A 19248-nucleotide genomic window follows, 5' to 3' on the forward strand; every position below is an offset into this window, starting at 1 on the left:
AAAAATTGAATGAGAATGAGGCAGATTATACATTCTAAGATGATTTTACGTGGTTTTCTGCGCTGGTCTGTGCCGCTGAGCCTTTGCTTCATTTGCGTGGTTATGGGGTTTAAATCGTTTGGTCAAACGTTTTCATTTCGTTGGGATAACTCCGCAAAAGTTCTCAAAAACAACGCCCCCATCCTCAACCCTTGGGCGGGCGGCCTCAACAGCGCCCAATTCTCAAAAATGCACCTCAACGACGACGGCACGGAAGATTTGGTCATCTTCGACCGTAGCAGTCAGCAGGTGTCTACTTTTTTGGCCGTTCACCAAGCCAACGTAATCACTTGGCAACATGCTCCCCAATACGAAGTAAAATTCCCGTCCAACCTGCTGTATTGGATGTTGCTGGTCGATTATGACCGCGATGGCCGCAAAGATTTGTTTACCAGTACCGTAGCAGGCATTCGTGTTTTCCGCAACATTCCCGCCACTGATGGTTTTTCTTGGTCGCTTGTGGCCGACCCTCTTCTGACGCAGGGTTTTTCTGGAAACATAAATCTGTACGTTCCGTCCACCGATTTACCTGCTATTACCGACGTCGACGATGATGGCGATATCGACATTCTTACCTTCGATTTTACGGGTGCTTCTTTGGAACTACACCAAAATTTAAGCAAAGAGCAAAACAGCACACAGCCGTTTGTCTTCCGAAAAGTAACCACCAATTGGGGCCGTTTTACGGCCACCTCTTCGTGCGACAAATATGAACTCAATCTGGAGCCCGCCGGCACAGAAGTGCAAGCTCCTGAACAAGTACGCACAAACGCTGCAACCCTCAGCGAAGCATTGGGCGGGCCCCTGTCAAACGCTAAAATTCAGCACGCTGGCAATACGCTTTGGGTCGGCGATATAGACGGCGATGGCCGCAAAGACATTTTACACGGCCACGTGGCCTGCAACAACGTGACGTTGCTCAAAAACGTAGGCGGCAACGGCATGGCGGCGCTGATCGGCAGTGTACAATCAAATTTCCCCGCCCAAGCCCCCATTAACTACCCCTTTTTTCCTTCGGCATATATCGAAGATTTGGACGGCGACGGGATTCAGGATTTGGTAGCCTCGCCGAGTAGCACGGATATTGCGAGCAACTCACTGATTAATTTACGGCAATCCAATTGGTTTTACCGAAACGAAGGCACGGCGCTCAAGCCCAACTTTGTGTATCGTCAGCCTGATTTTTTGCAGGACGGGATGATTGATTTAGGAGAAAACGCCACACCCGCCCTTGCCGATATTGACGGCGACGGCGACTTGGATTTAGTGGTAGGCTACGGAGGGCTTCGCACGCAAACTGGCTATCGGTCAAGTCTTCAATTGTATCGAAATACGGGAACGGCCACGCAAGCTCAGTTTGAGTTGGTCAGCACCGATTTTCAGAACTTGGGCAATCAACTCTTCAGCAAAGAAAACCTCATGCCAGTCAATACCAAACCGTTTTTTGCCGACCTCAACGGCGACGGAACGCTTGATTTGGGTTTTTGGGCCAATACGTTTAAAGGCATGGACATTCGATTTGTGCCTAACACCTCCCCCCGAGGAGCGGCAATGCAGCTGGACACCACCCGTTTGACCAAACTCCCCAATCCAGTCAACTTCTCCAACGGCGAAAATTTGCTTTACTACGACATTGACCAAGACGGAAAATTGGATGTGCTGGTCAGTAAAAACTCGGGGAATGTAGAGTTTCATCGAAACACGGGCAGTACCCTTGCGCCAGTGTATGAACTCAAAACGAATGTGTTTGGTGGTTTGGATGTCGATTTCAACAAACGTTCGCAAGGGATGGCCGTAGCCGACCTCAACGGCGACCGAAAGCCCGAACTTATTCTGGGAGATTTGTTGGGACGATTGCGAGTATACCAAAATTTCACCACGCCCGACGCAACTTTAAAGAGTGATACCAATTTGATTTTTAACGAATTTGCAGGAAAAACAGCATTTTTGAGAATAGGAGCAGGACTCTTTCCTGCCGTCGGAGATTTGGATGGCGACCAACTTCCCGAATTACTCATCGGTAGCAACACAGGCGGCATCAAGTACTTAAAAAACACTTCGCCCAAAGTCAACCCTCCTGTTGAAACACTGGAATTAATCGTTTATCCCAATCCGACCTCAAATTTCCTCTACGCACTAGTTCCTGTAACGGGGCAATTAGAAATAATCACCATCAACGGTCAAGTCATTAAAAGTCAATCAGTTACTCAAGTTATAGCAGAAGCTTCTTTCGATGTAAGTAGGTTAGCGCAAGGCATTTACTTCGTTCGACTCATCGGAACCGATGGCTCCCAAACGACGCGAAAGGTAGTAATAGCCCGCTAAAACAGCGACGGCATACACCCAATATCCCCAACTTTCGCGTAACGTCCAGCATTCAACACACCATTGCGGCATCTCGTTTGGGTAGCGCCCCAAATCGGGTTCTAATTGGGATAGTCTCATCAATGGCAACGACGTAAGTAGTACATACCCACCCATCCAGATAGGGAGTTGGTTCAGTCTCAGCACCAAAAAAGTTAAGACAAAAGGCATTCCGTTATACAAAATTCGCGTCGTATCGCCTCCACCAAAAACGCTGAGAAACAACCAAAGGAAGAAGTGAGGAATGAGGAGCGAGAAACGAGAAGTAGAGTCGTCTGCTGCTTTTAAAAATCTGAAAGGAAGTAACGCCAACCAAAATGTTCCGTACGCCAAAAACCAACTGACGGGTACGCTTAAAAATAAATCGGGATGCTCTGCATAACGCTTCATCCCTCGTAAAACACTGACAATGGAGTTGTTACGCCAATCGGTAGAGGCCGCAGGAAAGTAGAAAGCAACAAGGCAGTAAACAGCAATGGACAGGCAAAAAGATAAAAGCAGCGGCTTTATGATGCCAGCGGTATCTGAATTCTTCCCAGTAAGCAAGACCGTCATTCCCAAAACGGCGATAAAAGCCTCCTTTTGAAGTGTACCCAAAACAGCGATTAAAACAAACAAGCAATTGAGCCAAGCCTTCGAAAACTTCTTTTCTTCAATAAGTAAAAGGGCTAAAAAAGAAGTTAGCAAAAAATACCCACCCACATCCGCCGTCACGGGGTCGGGCAAATACATTCGCACCAAGCCTTTCCAATGAAATAAAATCCAGAAAAGGGCAATTGCAATCCAAAAAAGCCTAATGTTGAGTTTTAACCAAATCCAAGTCAACAGCCCAATGGTCGCCAAGATAAAGACCCCATTGAGCCAAACAAAATCCGTAACGAGCTCATTAAAAGGCAAATATGCAGCCAGCCATGGCATCAAAATACGCGTATTGAACGGAAAGGCTACTTCATAATTTGCGGTAAAGCCTTTGAAATAATTATAGGCCTTGGCGTATTGATGCGCATCATAGCGCCCGTCGAGCAAGGCGTAAGTATAAGTAGGTTGGAAGAACGCATACAATAAATACACCGCCAAAGCAGACAACACGGCTGCCATTCCAATCCAACCTTTTTCTTTCACAATTTTAGACGGTTTTCATTTCTGAAACATTCAGGAGACACCCTTTTAGGCCATCCTCCAGCGTCTTCCACGGCAATGGATTAGCCGAAATACACTCTACACGGCTGTCGCGGCGGTAAGCTAAATATTCGATTGAAAATTCTCCGCGTACGGCATTGATCAACACCCAATCTACGCCAGTCCTGAAAGCGCCTTTTACGCGCTCTACGTTTTGTAGGGAAGCAATCCATGCTTTCAGTTTGGGCAATTCAAAAACTTCATCGGGCGAGAATACCCATCCGCAACTATACCGTCCCAACCCGTGACTTTCACGCATAAGCGGCTTGCCCACTTCAGGAATTGGCAATTCTTCCGAATGATGGTGGTGGTGATGCTCGTGTTCGTGCGCATGAGGATGCAGGGCTTTTCGATTTGGGAAAGGCTCAATGTTGAGCCAATCGGGGTCGATGTCACCGTGCTCTACGGCCCCGATTAAAATTTTAGGCGGAAAAAGCGCCTTGGCCCATTCTAGAAAATCCTGCGTTAGCGCCTCGCCAGCCAAATCAACCTTGTTGGCAATGAGCACATCTGCCAAGGTAATTTGGTCAATAAACGTTTCGTGTTCCCGATAATCTTCGTTATCCCACTGACGCGGGTCTACCAAGCAGACCGTAGCTCGAATGTCAAGCACATCTTTCAAAAATTTTCCACGCAACATATCCAAAATTGCCTCAGGATGCCCCATGCCCGTCGGTTCAATCAAAATACGGTGGGGTTTCACCTGACGCAGTACCAACGTCAGCGTCATCTGCATCGGCAAATTGGCCGTGCAACAAATACATCCACCCGCTACCTCTTTGACCACCAAACCATTTTCATCTGCTCCCGCAAATGTCGTATGGTCGATTGAAACCGCCCCAAATTCATTGATAATGACGGCCCAACGCTCGTCGGTAGGTTTGCGTTTAAGAATATTTTGCAGCGCCGTTGTTTTGCCTACGCCCAAAAAACCAGTGATAAGATTAACGGGAATTTTATTGAGAGCCATTGCTTAGTTATGATTGTCGATTTAAGACATGATATCCAGTAAACCAATGTTTACCCTCACAGATTCATTTCTCCTCCAAATTGGGTGAAAATACGCCTGATTTTGTTGATTGTGGTTCTGTTTTTACTTTTTACAACAATTCTGCCTTACCTTCGTTTTTCAGCAAATTCATTCTGTAGAAGTTTCGATGACTCATTTTCTATCGGGTATTTTCAGGATAGAAAAAACAACCCATCGGCCAATGCACATCATAAATTCATTTATAATGTTTCGTCAAATTAGTTTTTTATTTCTGGTAAGTCTTGCGGCGTTGGCACAAGTTCAAAATCCAACGACCAAATACGACGCGCACGTATTATTCAACCCCTTGTTTAATTACCAACCTGCCAACGAGTCCCGTACGGGTAGCGGCGCCCCAGGCCCTCGCTATTGGCAAAACCGCGCCGATTATAAAATCGCCGTTACCCTCGACGAAGCCGCCAACACCATTGCGGGTGAAGTAGAAATCACTTATACCAACAACAGCCCCGAAGCGCTGCCTTTTGTATGGCTACAACTTGACCAAAATGCTTTCAACGACAATTCTCGCAGCGGTAAAACCACCCCCCTCAACGGCGGTCGCTACGGCAATATGGGCTTTGAAGGTGGCTATACCATCAGTTCGGTGAGCATTCAGCAAGGAAAGGGCAAATATGCCCCTGCCGATTTTATCATTGAAGATACCCGTATGCAAATCCGCCTCTCTGACGCGGTAAAGCCCACGGGCGATGTGCTGAAAATAAAAGTGGGTTATTCCTTCAAAATACCCACGTATGCCTCCGACCGCATGGGAAAACTGGACACCAAAAACGGCACGATTTACGAAATCGCCCAGTGGTACCCCCGCATGTGCGTATTTGACGACATCGAAGGCTGGAATGTACTTCCGTACATTGGCGCGGGTGAGTTTTATCTCAATTACGGCGACTATGAATACAGCGTCACGGTGCCTTGGGACCACATTGTGGGCGGCTCAGGAGAACTGCTCAACCCGTCGGACGTAATGACCTCCGAGCAAATCAAACGCATGGAAGAAGCCCGCAAAAGCGACAAAACCGTGATGATTCGCAGCGCGAAAGAAATAAAAGAGAAAAAATCACGCCCCAAAGATTCGGGCATGATTACGTGGAAATTCCGTTGCCAAAACGCCCGCGACGTAGCCTGGGCCACTTCCCGCGCCTTTGTGTGGGATGCCGCCAAAATGAACTTACCAAGCGGTAAACCCGCTATCGCACAATCATTGTACACCGCCGAAAATGACGGTAACGATGGTTGGGGCCGCTCGACAGAATACGTGAAAGGTTGTCTGGAATTTTATTCCAAATACCTCATGGAATTTCCGTATCCCGTAGCCACCAACGTGGCGGGCATCGTGGGCGGGATGGAATACCCCGGCATCGTTTTTTGCGCACACAACGACAAAAAAGAATCACTTTGGGGCGTAACAGACCATGAATTCGGACATACTTGGTTTCCAATGATTGTGGGCAACAACGAGCGCAAATTTGCGTGGATGGATGAGGGTTTTAACACATTCATCAATATGCTTTCGACCGAGGCTTTCAACGATGGTGAATACAACCGCGACCGTCTGGACGATATGCAAAACCTCGCTCCTACGCTGTTCCGCGACGGTGCCGACCCTATCCTGACCGTGCCAGATGTCATCAAAGCCACCAATTTGGGTTGGGACGCCTATTACAAACCCGCCATCGGACTTAAGCTCCTGCGTGAAGTAGTACTGGGTCGCGACCGATTTGATTATGCTTTCAAACAATACGTAAAACGCTGGGCTTTCAAACACCCAACACCTTATGACTTCTTCCGAACCATCGAAGATGCCGCTGGCGAAGACCTAGGCTGGTACTGGAAAGGCTGGTTTTACGAAAATTATAAACTGGACCAAGGCGTAAAAGAAGTTCAATACGTGGAACAAACGCCCTCCAAAGGCTCGGTCATCACCATCGAAAACCTTGAGCAATGGGCCATGCCCACCATCGTAGAACTAGAAGAAGCCGGTGGCAAAAAGACCCGCATTACGCTTCCCGTAGAAGTTTGGCAACGCGGCAGCACTTGGACCTTCAAAGCAGCTACCAAAAACCCCTTGAAATCCGTCACCATCGACCCCGACGCCCAACTACCCGACATCAACCCCCGCAACAATACCTGGCATCCAGTACGGTATATGTCGCCAGACGAGAATTAATACTCGTCAGAACACACATACATAGCCGAGGCACTGCGCAGTGTCTCGGCTATTTTTTGGCGTAACTCTTTTGGTTCAAGCACTTCTATATCCATCCCAAATTCTAAGATTTTAGACATCAGTTCGCGGTTGGTGTAAACCCGAATGGAAATCATCCGCTCTCCCACAAGTTGCTGACTATGATGGAGTTTCTTAGTCATTACATACGGAAAACGATTATCGCTGAATCGCAATGTGAGTGTTTCCAATGTACCTTCGAGCGTAGTTCCAATCATGTTGTTGAATCGTTCGCGCCAATCGAAAAACTTATCATAGCTAAAATTTTCTTGGGTTTCGTGGAAATTCTCAATACGGTCGAGCGGCAAATTTTGGATGTCGTTTTTTCCATTTTCCCACCCAATCAAAAACCACCGATTGTTGTATTCTTTGAGCAGCAACGGAAAAATATGCCTTTGGTAATTCGTTTTGCCAAAAGGCTCATAATTTACACGTACAAAGCACCGATTCTGAATCGCCTGATATAATTTGGGCAAATGCTCTTTCCCTTTCAACGCCACTTCTTCAAACGCAATGGCCGTATTTTTCTCCGCCTCGGTGAGCGAAAGGCGTTGTTCTAAACGCAACAAAATATCTTCCAATCCCAAAAATTCTTTGGTCTTAGAAACTTGTCGCAGCAATGCCACTGCTTCATTGAGCGAACCGTAGTAGCTGTCATCCAATTTTTCCAGAAACGAAAAAGGATGGACATATCGGTAGCTTTTTTTCCCTTTGGGTATTTCGGCCCCCATATCGCGCAAATCCTGAATGTCATCGCGAAGCGTTCGGTCCGAAATATGTTGTTCTACTTTTTCGGCAATGGCCCCAATCAGCGTTTGGGCGTTATATGCCTGCATGGTTCGCAGTTTTTGATGAATGGCAAACAGCCGCTCTAAGCGTTTTTTATCCATGAGATATTTTTAGCAACTTTTGATGACGGAACTAACTCTGCCGCCAAAGGTAAGACTTTTGTAGCGGCTTCTAAAACCAAAAGCCGTTCATACTTATGGCTACTACATCTCTTCTTTCATTTTTGGGTTTTTCCGCAACCACGGAGCAAGCAAACACTTTGGCGACCATTGAGCGTTTCTTGGCAGGCAATGACCATTTTTTGATTGTGAGAGGTGCAGCGGGTACGGGAAAAACCAGCATTATGAGCGCCGTCACGCGGTATCTGACTGCAAACTCCATCATTCCAGTGCCGCTTGGCCCCACGGGACGTGCCGCCAAAAACATCGGTCGCAAAACAGGGACGCCCGCCAAAACCATGCACAGCTGTTTTTATACTCCCAAAACCGACGTGGAGGAGGCCGTTGTCCGCTTGGAACGCCGCACCAACGATTGCCCCACGCAGCAGGTGTTTATTGCCGACGAAAGTTCCATGGTCAGCGACCGATTGGACAACAGCGGGGATTTTGTGGCTTCTCGTTCGTTATTGGCCGATTTTGTGGATTTTGTCCGACAGGGTCACGTCCTAAACAAAATCATTTTTGTGGGCGATGCCTGTCAGCTGCCGCCCGTAGGCTATGAATCCAGAGAAGCTTCGCCAGCACTCATGGCCGAGCACCTGCGCCAACATTATGGCCTGCGCGGCGATACCATCGAACTCACGCAGGTGATGCGCCAAGGCGAAGGCTCGCCTATTTTGGCCGTGGCTGACGTGCTCCGCCAAAACATGGCTACAAAGCGTTTGTCGGTTCCTTATTCGATGGGGCAGGCATATTACAAACCCGCTCATGCCATCCAGCTGTATCTGGAACGCTTTACGCAAGGCCAACACGACCGCGTAGCGATTTTGTCGTTGTCCAACAAATACCGCACCGAGTGTAACACCCAAATCAGAACGGCATTGGGGCTAACGGGGAGTTTGGCCGTAAATGACACCGTGACGCTTACGCAAACGCATATTGGGCAAAAGTACGTAGCCAATGGCGAAGTGGGCATTGTCAAAGCCCTCGATTCGCGCATTCATCGCGTGGCAGATTTGGAGTTTGCGGAAGCCGAAATCTCCTTCAAAGATGAGCATGACACCGAGTTCAGTATTGTATCTTTAGTGCTGTTGGACGCACTCAAAGGTGCTTTAGACCGTGAGCAGCGCAAAGCTCTTTTTGCCGCCGAAATGCGCAACAATCGTGCTTTCCAAAAAAGCCAAGACCTTCGAGACAGCCTGTATCTGAGCGCCTTACAACTCAACTACGGCCACGCGCTTACCGTACACAAAGCCCAAGGCAGCGAATGGGATACCGTGATCATGAATACGTGGATGCACAAAATGGACTTACGTTTCCTGTACACGGGCATCACACGGGCGCGCTCCGAACTCTTCACCAACGGCGCGCACCGCTACGTGGCATAGACAAAATCTGTATATTTGAGTAAAAATAAAAAGCGATGACTACTGTAACATTCAAAATAAAGGTAGACGATCAAGTCGGCGCTGATTTACGTCGTGATAAACAAAAACGTAAAAAGCTCAACTTTCTGATTACGAATCTGTTAAAAACATCTTCCGAGTCTAATCCCAAAAAACGACTGCTGACAGCCATGGATAAACTGTCAGACGAAGCCGAAAAAAGTGGCTTAACTGAGGAAAAATTGGCTTCGCTTTTGGCTGAAATAGACAAAGAGCGTGATTAGGATTGTTCTTGACACCAATACCTTGGTTAGTGCAGCACTAATCAAAAAATCAATTAGCCGAGACGCTTTTGACAAAGCACTTCAAATTGGACAATTGCTGGCTTCCGAAAAAACACTCAATGAGTTGGCAGACGTTCTTGCCCGTGAGAAATTTGACAAATATGTCAGTCTAAAGGAGCGACAGGAGTTTTATGTCAGCTACTTAGAAATAGTGAACATGAAGGATATTGTGGAAGTCATTACTGATTGCCGCGATTCCAAAGACAATAAATTTTTAGAAATAGCCGTATCGGGGAAAGCCAACATCATTGTATCGGGCGATGCCGATTTACTTGTATTGCACCCTTATCGGAACATTGAAATCCTAACACCTCGCCAGTTTTTAGAATGGCAGCCCAAACCATAACACCCATGAACACCCACCTTAAAGGATTTGGATTAGAAAACTTCCGCGTATTTAAAGATTATACGTGGTTTGACTTTGCACCGATAACGGTGCTGACGGGCACGAATAGCTCGGGAAAAAGCTCATTAATCAAGGCATTATTACTGCTTGAAAACAGCATTTCAAAACCCGGGCAACTCAAACTTGAATTTTCTAATGACAATGTATATCAGTTAGGTAATTTTGAGCGCATTATAAACAATAAATCTTCCGATAACACAGTATCATTTCACTTCCCTTATCAATTACAGCATTTTCCTACGTTGGGAGATTCCTACGAATGCCAAGTTTCAGTAACGTTTAGAAAAGAGGATGATTCAGATGCTGCTACTGTAGCCAATTTTTCTATTTTAGTTAAAAATACCCCCCTTTTAATATACGGAGATAATAAATTATGGTTTTATTTTGATATTTTTTTAAGCGAGGTATTTCTTAAACTAAATGAGTTCAAGATAAATGAATACAAAAAAATGAGAGTTCCTCTTCTCGACCCTTTCAAGGACAGTAACGAGCTTAAAAAGAAGGACATTGTCGATTCAATTACCTTTCTGTTATTAAAAAAATTAGACAATTTTTCAGCAAAGACAAAAGAGCAATCGTTTAAAGATTTTGCTGCGTCGCTTCGAGGTGTTGATAAAGGATATTCTGAGATTATTGAAAAAAAAACAAAACAAGAATTGGAAGAAATTTTAGACCTCTATCAGAAAAAAATACAACTAAAAAAAGGAAGTCCAGACACAGAATTGACGACTAAAATTTACTCAACCACCTATAATCCAGAATTAGAAGAAGAAGTAGTTGAATTTATGGATGTCCATGAAGATGACAACCCACTTCGTACTATTCTTAGAACGTATGGACTCAGCGATAGCTTGATTGAGTTCATAGATTTAGAAGTATTAGGATTTAGTAATCGGTTTTTAAAGGGAGAGTGGCTAAATGAGTTGCAAAAAATTCAGTACCAACCGGCTGTGAGAGGAAAGGTGAACAGAATATATAGAAAAGAAGAAAAAGACGTTTTGAATGAGTTAATAACTGCTTTTTTTGAAAAGAAAGTGCCTGAGAAAAACATTGATTTTCTGCAAAAATGGTCTGCAAGATTTAATTTATTGGGGGAAATAAAACCGTTTTTAGATTCCAAATACAACGTACAAAGTATTGAAATCGGAGATTCTCCACTCGTAGAGCAGGGTTTAGGAATTTCGCAGTTAGTTGCACTTCTTCTTACCATAATCACCAAAGAAGACAATAAAAAAGTATTTATTTTTGAGGAACCTGAAGCTAACTTACATCCTAAGTTTCAAAGCCAGTTAGCAGATATGTTTATAGATGCGGCAAAAACATTCAATATCCAATTTATCATCGAAACACATAGTGAATATTTGATTCGAAAGTTGCAATATCTTATCGCTAAATCAGCAGCATTACCTGAGCCTCAGGTAAAAGATGACGATAGAGATAAAATAACGCCAGACGATATATTTATGGGTAAAAAGGAATTGAAACGATTTAAACGAGCGGAACCAAAGATGAAAAAAGAAGACCTCAACATCTACTACTTCCATGACCCTAACAACGTCCCCGCAGGCGAACCACAGGTGAAGAAAATCGAAATCTTAGAAGACGGCAGTTTGTCAAGTGATTTTGGCACGGGCTTTTTTGACGAGGCTACTAATTGGAAATTTGAGTTAATGCGTCTAAAAAATGCCCAAAAGAACTAAGCCTGTATGGAAATCTACATAGACAGTGCTTTTATGGAACGTTTTGCCGAGCAAACCTCCCACCCGCTACATGATGAACTCCGTCTTTTTCTGAAAAAACCCCAAACTGGACAGAAAATCCTAAATTTTAAGTCGCAGGAAGCATTTGAAAAAGCAGCTCTTGAAAACCCGTTATTGGAAATGTTGTTGGAATCAAGTGTCCCTATACTTAATCCCAACTTTCAGCAAGAAATGCAGGAGGAGACATTTTATGAGAATGGGGATTCTAAACTTTTTTTCAATGAAGATGGCCAAAACGACCAATGGGAGGCTGATTTTGGGTGCATTTTTATCAATAGCCAACAGTTGCACAAAGTCCATTTTTTATTCAATTGGCATTTGATACCTTTTACAAAATCACGCCCGCGCTTCAATAGTTGGAGCTTTATGGTACAGCTAAAGCACCCCTGCAATTCTCTTGTGATTACGGACAATTATCTTTTTGCCAAAGAAGATTTATTACAAAACCACAGGCAGTTAGATGAAAATTTATTGTCGTTGTTGGCAGAACTGCTACCTTCTGCTCTTAAGATCCCTTTCCATTTGACTATCATTGGTTCTCCTATTGACAAAAGAGGTACTTATCAGAATTATCTCAAAAGCAACATTACGAAATTGCACAATTACATTTTAGAGAAATTGGCACATCGCTTCACTTACCCTATACACCTAAATATCCTCATTGCCCCGTTTCATGACCGAAACATTCTAACAAACTACGCGTGGATAAGTTCAGGGAATAGTTTTACCTATTTTGAAAATCGCAGATTGCACTCCAATACAAACCTAACATTTCAGCCTGTCACGCAACTTAACAGTACCTATAATCCATTCTATCATACATCGGAGCAAACAGAAAAATCGGTTTCGGTCAAAGAGGTGTGGAAAAGTCTTAAAAGCAACTGCAGCTATTATCAAAAGTTAAATCCCGACGAAAGTAAGCCTTATAAATATCGCTCAAGCAACTATTTAAATCGCCTATTATCTTAGCCCCCATGACCTCCTACCTCTCCCACACCAACCGCCAAGGCGATACCGCTTACATCAGGGCCGTGCCTACGGCCAAGGGCGGTACGCGCTACTACATCACCAAAGACCCAAAAGCGGCTGATTTGTTGGAAGAAATGCCAAGCGGGTTTGAGTTTTATGAATATCCGTCGGATGCACGTATTGTATTTCGTAAAAGAGTGACTTGCAAAATTACTGCCTCCGAGCGGCAAGTGGTTGAAGATGCGATGCACAACCTGTCGGATGTCAAGGATTTTATCGTAGCCGCTGAGGGAAATACCCTTACCATTTATATTTCTCAGTTTAGTTCCATATCGGGCGAACACGAAAACCCCACCACCGAAGAAACCCGATTGAATTGGGGCGGCGAACACGTAGATAGATTTAAGCAATACGACGATTATGTAAGGTTTGTGCTTGTCAGTGAAGCCAACCGTACTTTCCGACTCGAACGAATTGTCTTCTTAGGTTTTTTCAACCGTGACTATGCCGAGTTAGAAACCTCCGATGATTTGGAGTCGTTGGCCGAAATGGTTTGTCAGCACATCGGTTATCCTACGTATTTTGATTTGGCTCCCAAAGGTTGGGAAGAGTAACCTTTCTACATGGTTTCCCTCAATTACTCCAACCTCAGCAACATAGAAGCTGACGAAGCAACCCTCGAAATGTTCTAAATTTGGGGCTTTTGGACGAATGAATACTGATTTTAAGCCCTCTCTACAACTACCTCCGGCACTGTATTTGTAACTTTGATTCAGCAGTCAAGTACAATTTTTGGAATATTGACGTTACTTTTGTGCGTGTATTTCATTACGTTGTTTTACAACTCCGCTTTGTATTGGGGGTTGATTGATTTTCAATTGTGGATAAAGGAACAATGCCCTTGAAAAATCTTCTATTTCTTCTTTTGGTTAGCTTTTCTCTTTTCGCACAGCCCAAGCGTGAATTTAGGGGGGTGTGGATTGCCAATGTCGGGAATGTGGACTGGCCTTCTACCAAAGGACTTTCTGCCGCCCGGCAGCAACAAGAATTGATTGATTTGCTGGATATGATTCAACGACGCGGACTCAACGCCGTGTTTTTTCAGATACGCAATGCCTGTGATGCGGTTTATGAAAGCAAGCTAGAACCTTGGTCCGAATGGCTTACGGGACAGCAGGGGCAATCGCCCGGCTACGATCCACTGGCGTTTATGATACAAGAATGCCGCAAACGTAATCTCGAAATCCACGCGTGGATGAACCCCTACCGTGCCGTGACGGATATTCGTACGGCTTCGCTCGCTTCCAATCACGTTGCCAAAGTCCGCCCTGATGTACTGCTATCTTACGGCCCGTTACGGATTCTGGATCCAGGCCGCCCCGAAGTACGCTCGTTTGTGACCCGCGTGGTCATGGATGTGGTACGCCGCTACGATGTAGACGGCATTCATTTCGATGATTATTTTTACCCTTATCCCCAAACGGGCGTCACGCTCAACGACAACGCTACTTTTGCGGAGCACAATCGCGGGTTTACCAACCGCGCCGACTGGCGTCGCGACAATGTTAACTTACTCATTGAATCCGTCGCCGACAGCCTGAGAAGAGTAAAACCTTGGGTCAAATTTGGGGTATCTCCTTTTGGTATTTGGAAAAACCGCAGCAGCTCGGCAGAAGGCTCAAACTCTCGCGGTTTTGAAGCTTATTCTGGAAATTTTGCCGATGCCCGCAAATGGATACAAGAAGGCTGGGTAGACTATATTGCTCCGCAGGTGTATTGGAGCATGGGCAACGGGTCTGCCAATTATACGCATTTGGTACCTTGGTGGAGCGAAAACGTATCGGAGCAACACCTTTACATTGGCCACGGAGTGTACAAAGTCAACAGCGATGCCAACTGGCGTAGACCCATGGAGGTTTCCAATCAAATACGCTATAACCGAACCTTTGCCAATGTGCACGGAAGTATTCTTTTCAGCGCCAAAACGCTTCGCAACAACCCAAATCAGTTGTGCGATATTCTCTGTCAAGAAGTGTATCAATCTCCTGCGCTCGTTCCAGCCATGCCTTGGAAAAGCACAACTCCTCCACCTGTACCTACTGACCTCGAAACAGAACTTAACGATAACAACACCATTACCTTAACGTGGTCTTATCCTTATACGCCCACTTCTGAGCGCGACAAAGCCCGGTATTTCGTTGTCTATAGAAGCATCAACAAAGCCTCCATCGACCTTCGCACGGGGTTATCCATTCGTGCCATTGTCGTAAACGAAGCAGGAAAAAACACGTTTACCTTTACAGATTTGCAAGTCACCCCCGGCACCAAATACAACTACACCATCAGTGCGTTCAACCGACTTCATAATGAAAGTAAACCAACCGATGTGGTTAGTATCTCCACCACGCAACGGGCGGTAGAAGTGGTGGAAGAAGCCCCCAAGCCGATTTTACCTTTGGCTTCACAATTACAGGCACCGATTACTCCCCACGAAGAACCTACGGAAGCCATTGCGGCTGCCGAAGAAGAAAAAGAAGAGGCCGAGCCTGAAACTACGGAAACACCCGCCACTGAATCAGAGGAGCTGTTAGAAGTTTTCCCCAATCCATTCAACCAGCAGATAGACATTCGGTACCGACTTACCGAAGCCACCGAGGTGTCGCTTTATGTGTACGATTCGCACGGCACACGCGTGGGGGCGTTGGTGGTGAACAAACCTCAGGAAGTAGGCACGTATTCTGTTAAATTTAATGGGCAATTCCTGAGCGAAGGCGCGTATTACGCCCGTTTGATGGCGGGTCCCGTACAAAAAACCGTTAAGATGGTTTTGAAACGTTAGGAAGTATTAACAAAAATCAGGGCACGAATCTAACTCCATTCTTCGTTGATAGCCCACAAACAAATTATAATTACACCCATGAAACGATTCGTATTAAGTGCCTTGTTGCTTGCTACAAGTGCCGTTACTTTTGCCCAAACTACAACAGCCGTGGAAAAAGACCCCATCAAAAAAATCGAAGTTACGGGCACCGCCGAATTGGAGGTCGTTCCCGACGAACTGTATTTTACCATTTCGTTGAAAGAATATTTCAAAGACGAAAAAAATCAAAAAGACAAAATTGGTCTTGAAACCCTTGAAAAACAACTCATTGAGGCCGTAAAAAGTGCTGGTTTGCCCAAAGAAAACCTTAGCATCAGCGGCGTAACGGGCTACCGTGAATGGACTGGCAAGAAAAAACCTCAACATTTTCTGGCAGGGAAGCAGTTTCAACTCAAACTTTCAAATGCCAATAACATCAATGAACTAATGTCAAAAGTGGACGACAGGGGCGTAGAGTACGTCAACATGAGCCGCGTGGAGCATTCCAAAAAAGAGGAATTTCGTCGGCAAGTCAAAGTCAATGCGCTCAAAGCAGCCAAAGAAAAAGCGGGTTATTTGCTAGAATCCATCGGTGAGAAATTGGGCGAAGTGCTCGAAATTCACGAAGTGGAAGAAGGCAGCGTATATCCAATGTACAAACAGGCGCAATACAACGTGCGCATGATGGCCGCCGATGCTGCGCCCGAAGGAGGCGAAGCCATTGAATACCAAAAGATTAAATACAGCTACCGCATGAACGCCACGTTCAGAATCAAATAGTCATTTTCAATTCACCCAAAGACACAAAGAAAGTCTGTCTTTGGGTGACTATTTTATTTTTTTCTTCTCACATCCAGTCCATACCCTTTCAAAATACTCCGCGCTAGGGCCGATTTATGTACTTCGTCGGCACCGTCGTAAATACGGGCGGCCCGCTCGTGGGCGTACCAATACGAGAGTAAAATATCGCTGGTCATGCCCAGCCCGCCGTGGGTTTGAATGGAGCGGTCTATGACGCGCAACATCATATTGGCCGTAAAAAACTTAATCATCGAAATCTCATCCCGCACCGATGCTGCGCCAAATTGGTCGATATTGTGCGCTGTGCGCAAAACCAGCAATCGAGCCGCATCTATTTCGGCCCGACTTTCGGCAATGAATCCCTGAATAAACTGGGTATCGCCCAGCACTTTCCCTTCTTCCAACTCCCGACTCACGGCGTAACGGCACATCAGGTCAAAGCTACGCTCGGCAATACCAATAAACCGCATACAGTGGTGAATTCGCCCCGGGCCGAGGCGTTCTTGCGCCAATAAAAATCCTGCTCCTTCAGCACCAATCAAGTTGGCCTGTGGTACGCGCACGTTTTCGTACAGCATCTCCGCATGACTCGCCCAACTATCGCCCGCGTGGCCCATAATGGGAATATTCCGTACCAATTTTACGCCTGGGGTTTCCATCGGCACCAAAATCTGGCTGGCGCGTTTGTGCGGGGCTGCTTCTGGATTGGTCACGGCCATGACCACGGCAAACGCCGCGCCGTCGGCCGAACTGGTAAACCATTTATGGCCGTTGATGACATAATCGTCACCGTCTTTCACCGCCGTTGTTCCCATCCGAGTAGGGTTAGAACCCGCAAATTCTGGCTCGGTCATGCTGAAACAGCTCCGAATTTCGCCGTTCATTAGTGGCTTTAAATAACGCTCTTTGAGGTGTTGGGGCGCGTACTTGTGCATGAGTTCGGTATTTCCGATGTCGGGAGCTTGCGTGTTAAATACAAAATGCCCAAACGGCGAACTTGCCAACACTTCGCTAATTTGTCCAAATTCGCACAATGTCAGGTTCAGGCCACCGTCTTCTTCGGGCAAATGTAGTCCCCAAAGCCCTGCTTGTTTGACAAGTTGACGTTTCTGCTGCAAAATAGGCTCTACGTGCGAAAAATCATGGGCGAGGTATTCCGGGGTTTCGAGCGGATACAGCTCTTTTTCAATAAATACTTTGATTTTTGGCAATAACTCCCGAGTACGGTCGGTGGCAAAGATTGGTTCCATTGAGTTGGTTAAGGTTTGTTATGCACGCAGAATGACTCCCCAAATATAAAAAATAAAGCTTTACGGAAGTGGGGTTATTTGTCAGCCCAATAATTCAATTCCTGCAAAATTATTGGCAACAAAATCAACTATTTGCCCTAATTTTGACCACGAATTATTGTTTCTCCTCATGCTTATTTCTCTTCAAAACGCCTTTGTACGTCGTTACGACACCGTGATACTTTCTGAGCTAGATTTTCAAATTCTCCCCGGCGAGCAATGGGCGATTGTGGGCGAAAACGGCAGTGGAAAAACTACTTTATTGGAAGTTTTGGCGGGGAAATGGCCCGTTTGGCGGGGAAAACTTGCTCATTCGTACGGCGAAGTACTGCTTTCAAAAGTTGCCGAGCTGGTCCCTTCTGATTATTCATTCAATCGAATTGTAGCTTCGGCCGCCCAATATTATCAACAGCGTTTCCACAGCTTTGAAGCTGAAATAGCACCTACGGTGCGGGAAGTATTGACCAATCAACTCAAACCCGTCGGCACAGTAGATGCGCATTCGGTACAATTACCAGAATCCACTATTTCAGAAGAAGATTTACTAAAAACCGCCCAGCTGCTTTCCATTGAGCATCTGCTCGACCGCCCTTTTGTCACGCTTTCCAACGGCGAAACCCGTCGGATGATGCTGACACGATCGTTGCTCAAAAAACCCAAACTGCTATTGTTAGATAATCCCTTTGCGGGCTTGGACGTCCACTCACGTGATGTCTTGCGCGAAGCATTAAAGCAATTAAAAGGCGAAGGGATATTGGTAATTCTCGTAACCTCTTCGGTCGAAATTCCCGAAAGCGTGACGAATGTATTGAAATTGAAAGAAGGAAAAATCGTGGGTGTGACTTCGGGCGGTGCGTCTACTGATGAAGCATCCAGTAAGATGTTAGGTACGGATTTACAGGCAAAATATAGACCCTTGCAGGGTGACAAAAATCCAGAATCGGTCCGTCAGGATTTTAAATTGGCCGTTAATCTGCGAAATATCAACGTGACTTATGGTAGTAAGAAAGTTTTGATAAACGTAGATTGGAAAATCAAAAACGGAGAAAAATGGGCTTTGGTCGGGCCAAACGGTTCAGGAAAATCAACGCTCCTGAGCCTCCTTACCGCCGACAATCCTCAGCGTTTTGCCAATGACTATGATCTTTTTGACGTCAAACGTGGTGGCGCTTCGATGTGGGACGTAAAAAGTAAAATAGGCCATGTTTCGCCCGAATTACATTTGTATTTTCCGCAAGAAACCACCGTTTTTAAGGCCATTGCCTCTGGATTTTTTGATGCTACGGGGGTTTATTTCAGGAAGTTGACCGAGGAGCAGATTCAGCGCACGCACGTGGTGGCCGAATGGCTCAATGTAACCGCATTTATTGAAAAACCCTTTAAAAATATTTCGAAAGGACAACAACGATTGGTGCTTTTGGCCCGTGCCTTGGTCAAAAACCCGCCGCTTTTAATTTTGGACGAACCTTGTCAGGGATTGGATTTTGCGGCAGTCGAACATTTCAAAGAAGTCGTTGACGTCATTTGTGATACGCCCGAGCGCACGCTCATTTACGTATCGCATTACGCCCACGAAATCCCGAGTTGCGTTACCCAAACGTTGCGTTTGGAAGAGGGAAAAGTTATCTAACCA

15 protein-coding genes are annotated in these 19248 nt (G+C 45.7%); 11 read left to right on the forward strand and 4 right to left on the reverse strand.

All coding sequences use genetic code 11. From position 1 onward, the window contains the following. The first annotated feature begins 15 nt into the window (after window positions 1-15). Window positions 16-2364, forward strand: a complete 2349-nt coding sequence (locus tag DVG78_RS20245; RefSeq protein WP_158550061.1) for a T9SS type A sorting domain-containing protein — start codon at window positions 16-18, stop codon at window positions 2362-2364. Here the strand turns inward: DVG78_RS20245 and DVG78_RS20250 are convergent. Both DVG78_RS20250 and DVG78_RS20255 read right to left on the reverse strand, forming a co-directional pair. Beyond that, window positions 2284-3525 (reverse strand): hypothetical protein, encoded by a 1242-nt coding sequence (locus DVG78_RS20250; protein ID WP_114462867.1) that lies wholly within the window; start codon window positions 3523-3525, stop codon window positions 2284-2286. The two genes, DVG78_RS20245 and DVG78_RS20250, sit on opposite strands and share 81 nt — an antisense overlap. 4 nt (window positions 3526-3529) lie before the next feature. Then, window positions 3530-4552 carry a CobW family GTP-binding protein gene (locus tag DVG78_RS20255; RefSeq protein ID WP_114462868.1) on the reverse strand — a complete coding sequence of 341 codons (1023 nt, stop codon included), beginning with the start codon at window positions 4550-4552 and terminating at the stop codon, window positions 3530-3532. A gap of 265 nt (window positions 4553-4817) precedes the next feature. Here DVG78_RS20255 and DVG78_RS20260 point away from each other — a divergent pair, with 265 nt between their 5' ends. After that, window positions 4818-6797 carry a M1 family metallopeptidase gene (locus tag DVG78_RS20260; protein ID WP_114462869.1) on the forward strand — a complete coding sequence of 660 codons (1980 nt, stop codon included), beginning with the start codon at window positions 4818-4820 and terminating at the stop codon, window positions 6795-6797. Here the strand turns inward: DVG78_RS20260 and DVG78_RS20265 are convergent. Next, window positions 6794-7744 carry a helix-turn-helix transcriptional regulator gene (locus DVG78_RS20265; protein ID WP_114462870.1) on the reverse strand — a complete coding sequence of 317 codons (951 nt, stop codon included), beginning with the start codon at window positions 7742-7744 and terminating at the stop codon, window positions 6794-6796. The genes DVG78_RS20260 and DVG78_RS20265 overlap by 4 nt on opposite strands. 95 nt (window positions 7745-7839) lie before the next feature. Here DVG78_RS20265 and DVG78_RS20270 point away from each other — a divergent pair, with 95 nt between their 5' ends. The 8 genes from DVG78_RS20270 to DVG78_RS20305 all read left to right on the forward strand — a co-directional run bounded on the left by DVG78_RS20270 (window position 7840) and on the right by DVG78_RS20305 (window position 16305). Continuing rightward, the gene (locus DVG78_RS20270) at window positions 7840-9189 is read left to right on the forward strand and encodes an ATP-dependent DNA helicase (RefSeq protein WP_114462871.1); all 1350 of its coding nucleotides are present in this window, start codon (window positions 7840-7842) and stop codon (window positions 9187-9189) included. Window positions 9190-9224: 35 nt separating this feature from the next. Continuing rightward, a complete protein-coding gene (locus DVG78_RS20275; RefSeq protein WP_114462872.1) occupies window positions 9225-9470 on the forward strand; it encodes a hypothetical protein in 246 nt (81 codons plus the stop codon). Continuing rightward, the gene (locus tag DVG78_RS20280; protein WP_229598283.1) at window positions 9463-9876 is read left to right on the forward strand and encodes a putative toxin-antitoxin system toxin component, PIN family; all 414 of its coding nucleotides are present in this window, start codon (window positions 9463-9465) and stop codon (window positions 9874-9876) included. The genes DVG78_RS20275 and DVG78_RS20280 overlap by 8 nt, the downstream gene beginning before the upstream one ends. 5 nt (window positions 9877-9881) lie before the next feature. Continuing rightward, window positions 9882-11636, forward strand: coding sequence for a DUF3696 domain-containing protein (locus DVG78_RS20285; RefSeq protein WP_158550062.1), 1755 nt, complete (start codon window positions 9882-9884; stop codon window positions 11634-11636). Window positions 11637-11642: 6 nt separating this feature from the next. Beyond that, window positions 11643-12665 carry a hypothetical protein gene (locus DVG78_RS20290; protein WP_114462874.1) on the forward strand — a complete coding sequence of 341 codons (1023 nt, stop codon included), beginning with the start codon at window positions 11643-11645 and terminating at the stop codon, window positions 12663-12665. Window positions 12666-12670: 5 nt separating this feature from the next. Then, the gene (locus tag DVG78_RS20295) at window positions 12671-13279 is read left to right on the forward strand and encodes a hypothetical protein (RefSeq protein WP_114462875.1); all 609 of its coding nucleotides are present in this window, start codon (window positions 12671-12673) and stop codon (window positions 13277-13279) included. A gap of 287 nt (window positions 13280-13566) precedes the next feature. Next, window positions 13567-15504: a family 10 glycosylhydrolase gene (locus DVG78_RS20300; protein ID WP_158550063.1), complete on the forward strand. Its 1938-nt coding sequence runs from the start codon at window positions 13567-13569 to the stop codon at window positions 15502-15504. Between the two features lie 78 nt (window positions 15505-15582). Further along, window positions 15583-16305, forward strand: coding sequence for an SIMPL domain-containing protein (locus tag DVG78_RS20305; protein WP_114462877.1), 723 nt, complete (start codon window positions 15583-15585; stop codon window positions 16303-16305). Between the two features lie 53 nt (window positions 16306-16358). Here DVG78_RS20305 and DVG78_RS20310 read toward each other — a convergent pair whose 3' ends face one another. After that, the gene (locus tag DVG78_RS20310; protein WP_114462878.1) at window positions 16359-17576 is read right to left on the reverse strand and encodes an acyl-CoA dehydrogenase family protein; all 1218 of its coding nucleotides are present in this window, start codon (window positions 17574-17576) and stop codon (window positions 16359-16361) included. A 169-nt stretch (window positions 17577-17745) separates the two neighbouring features. On the opposite strand from DVG78_RS20310, the gene DVG78_RS20315 reads away from it, so the two are divergent. Beyond that, window positions 17746-19245 (forward strand): ATP-binding cassette domain-containing protein, encoded by a 1500-nt coding sequence (locus DVG78_RS20315; protein WP_114462879.1) that lies wholly within the window; start codon window positions 17746-17748, stop codon window positions 19243-19245. The last annotated feature ends 3 nt before the right edge of the window (window positions 19246-19248 follow it).

The sequence above is a fragment of the Runella aurantiaca genome (assembly GCF_003339505.1).
GTDB lineage: Bacteria > Bacteroidota > Bacteroidia > Cytophagales > Spirosomataceae > Runella > Runella aurantiaca.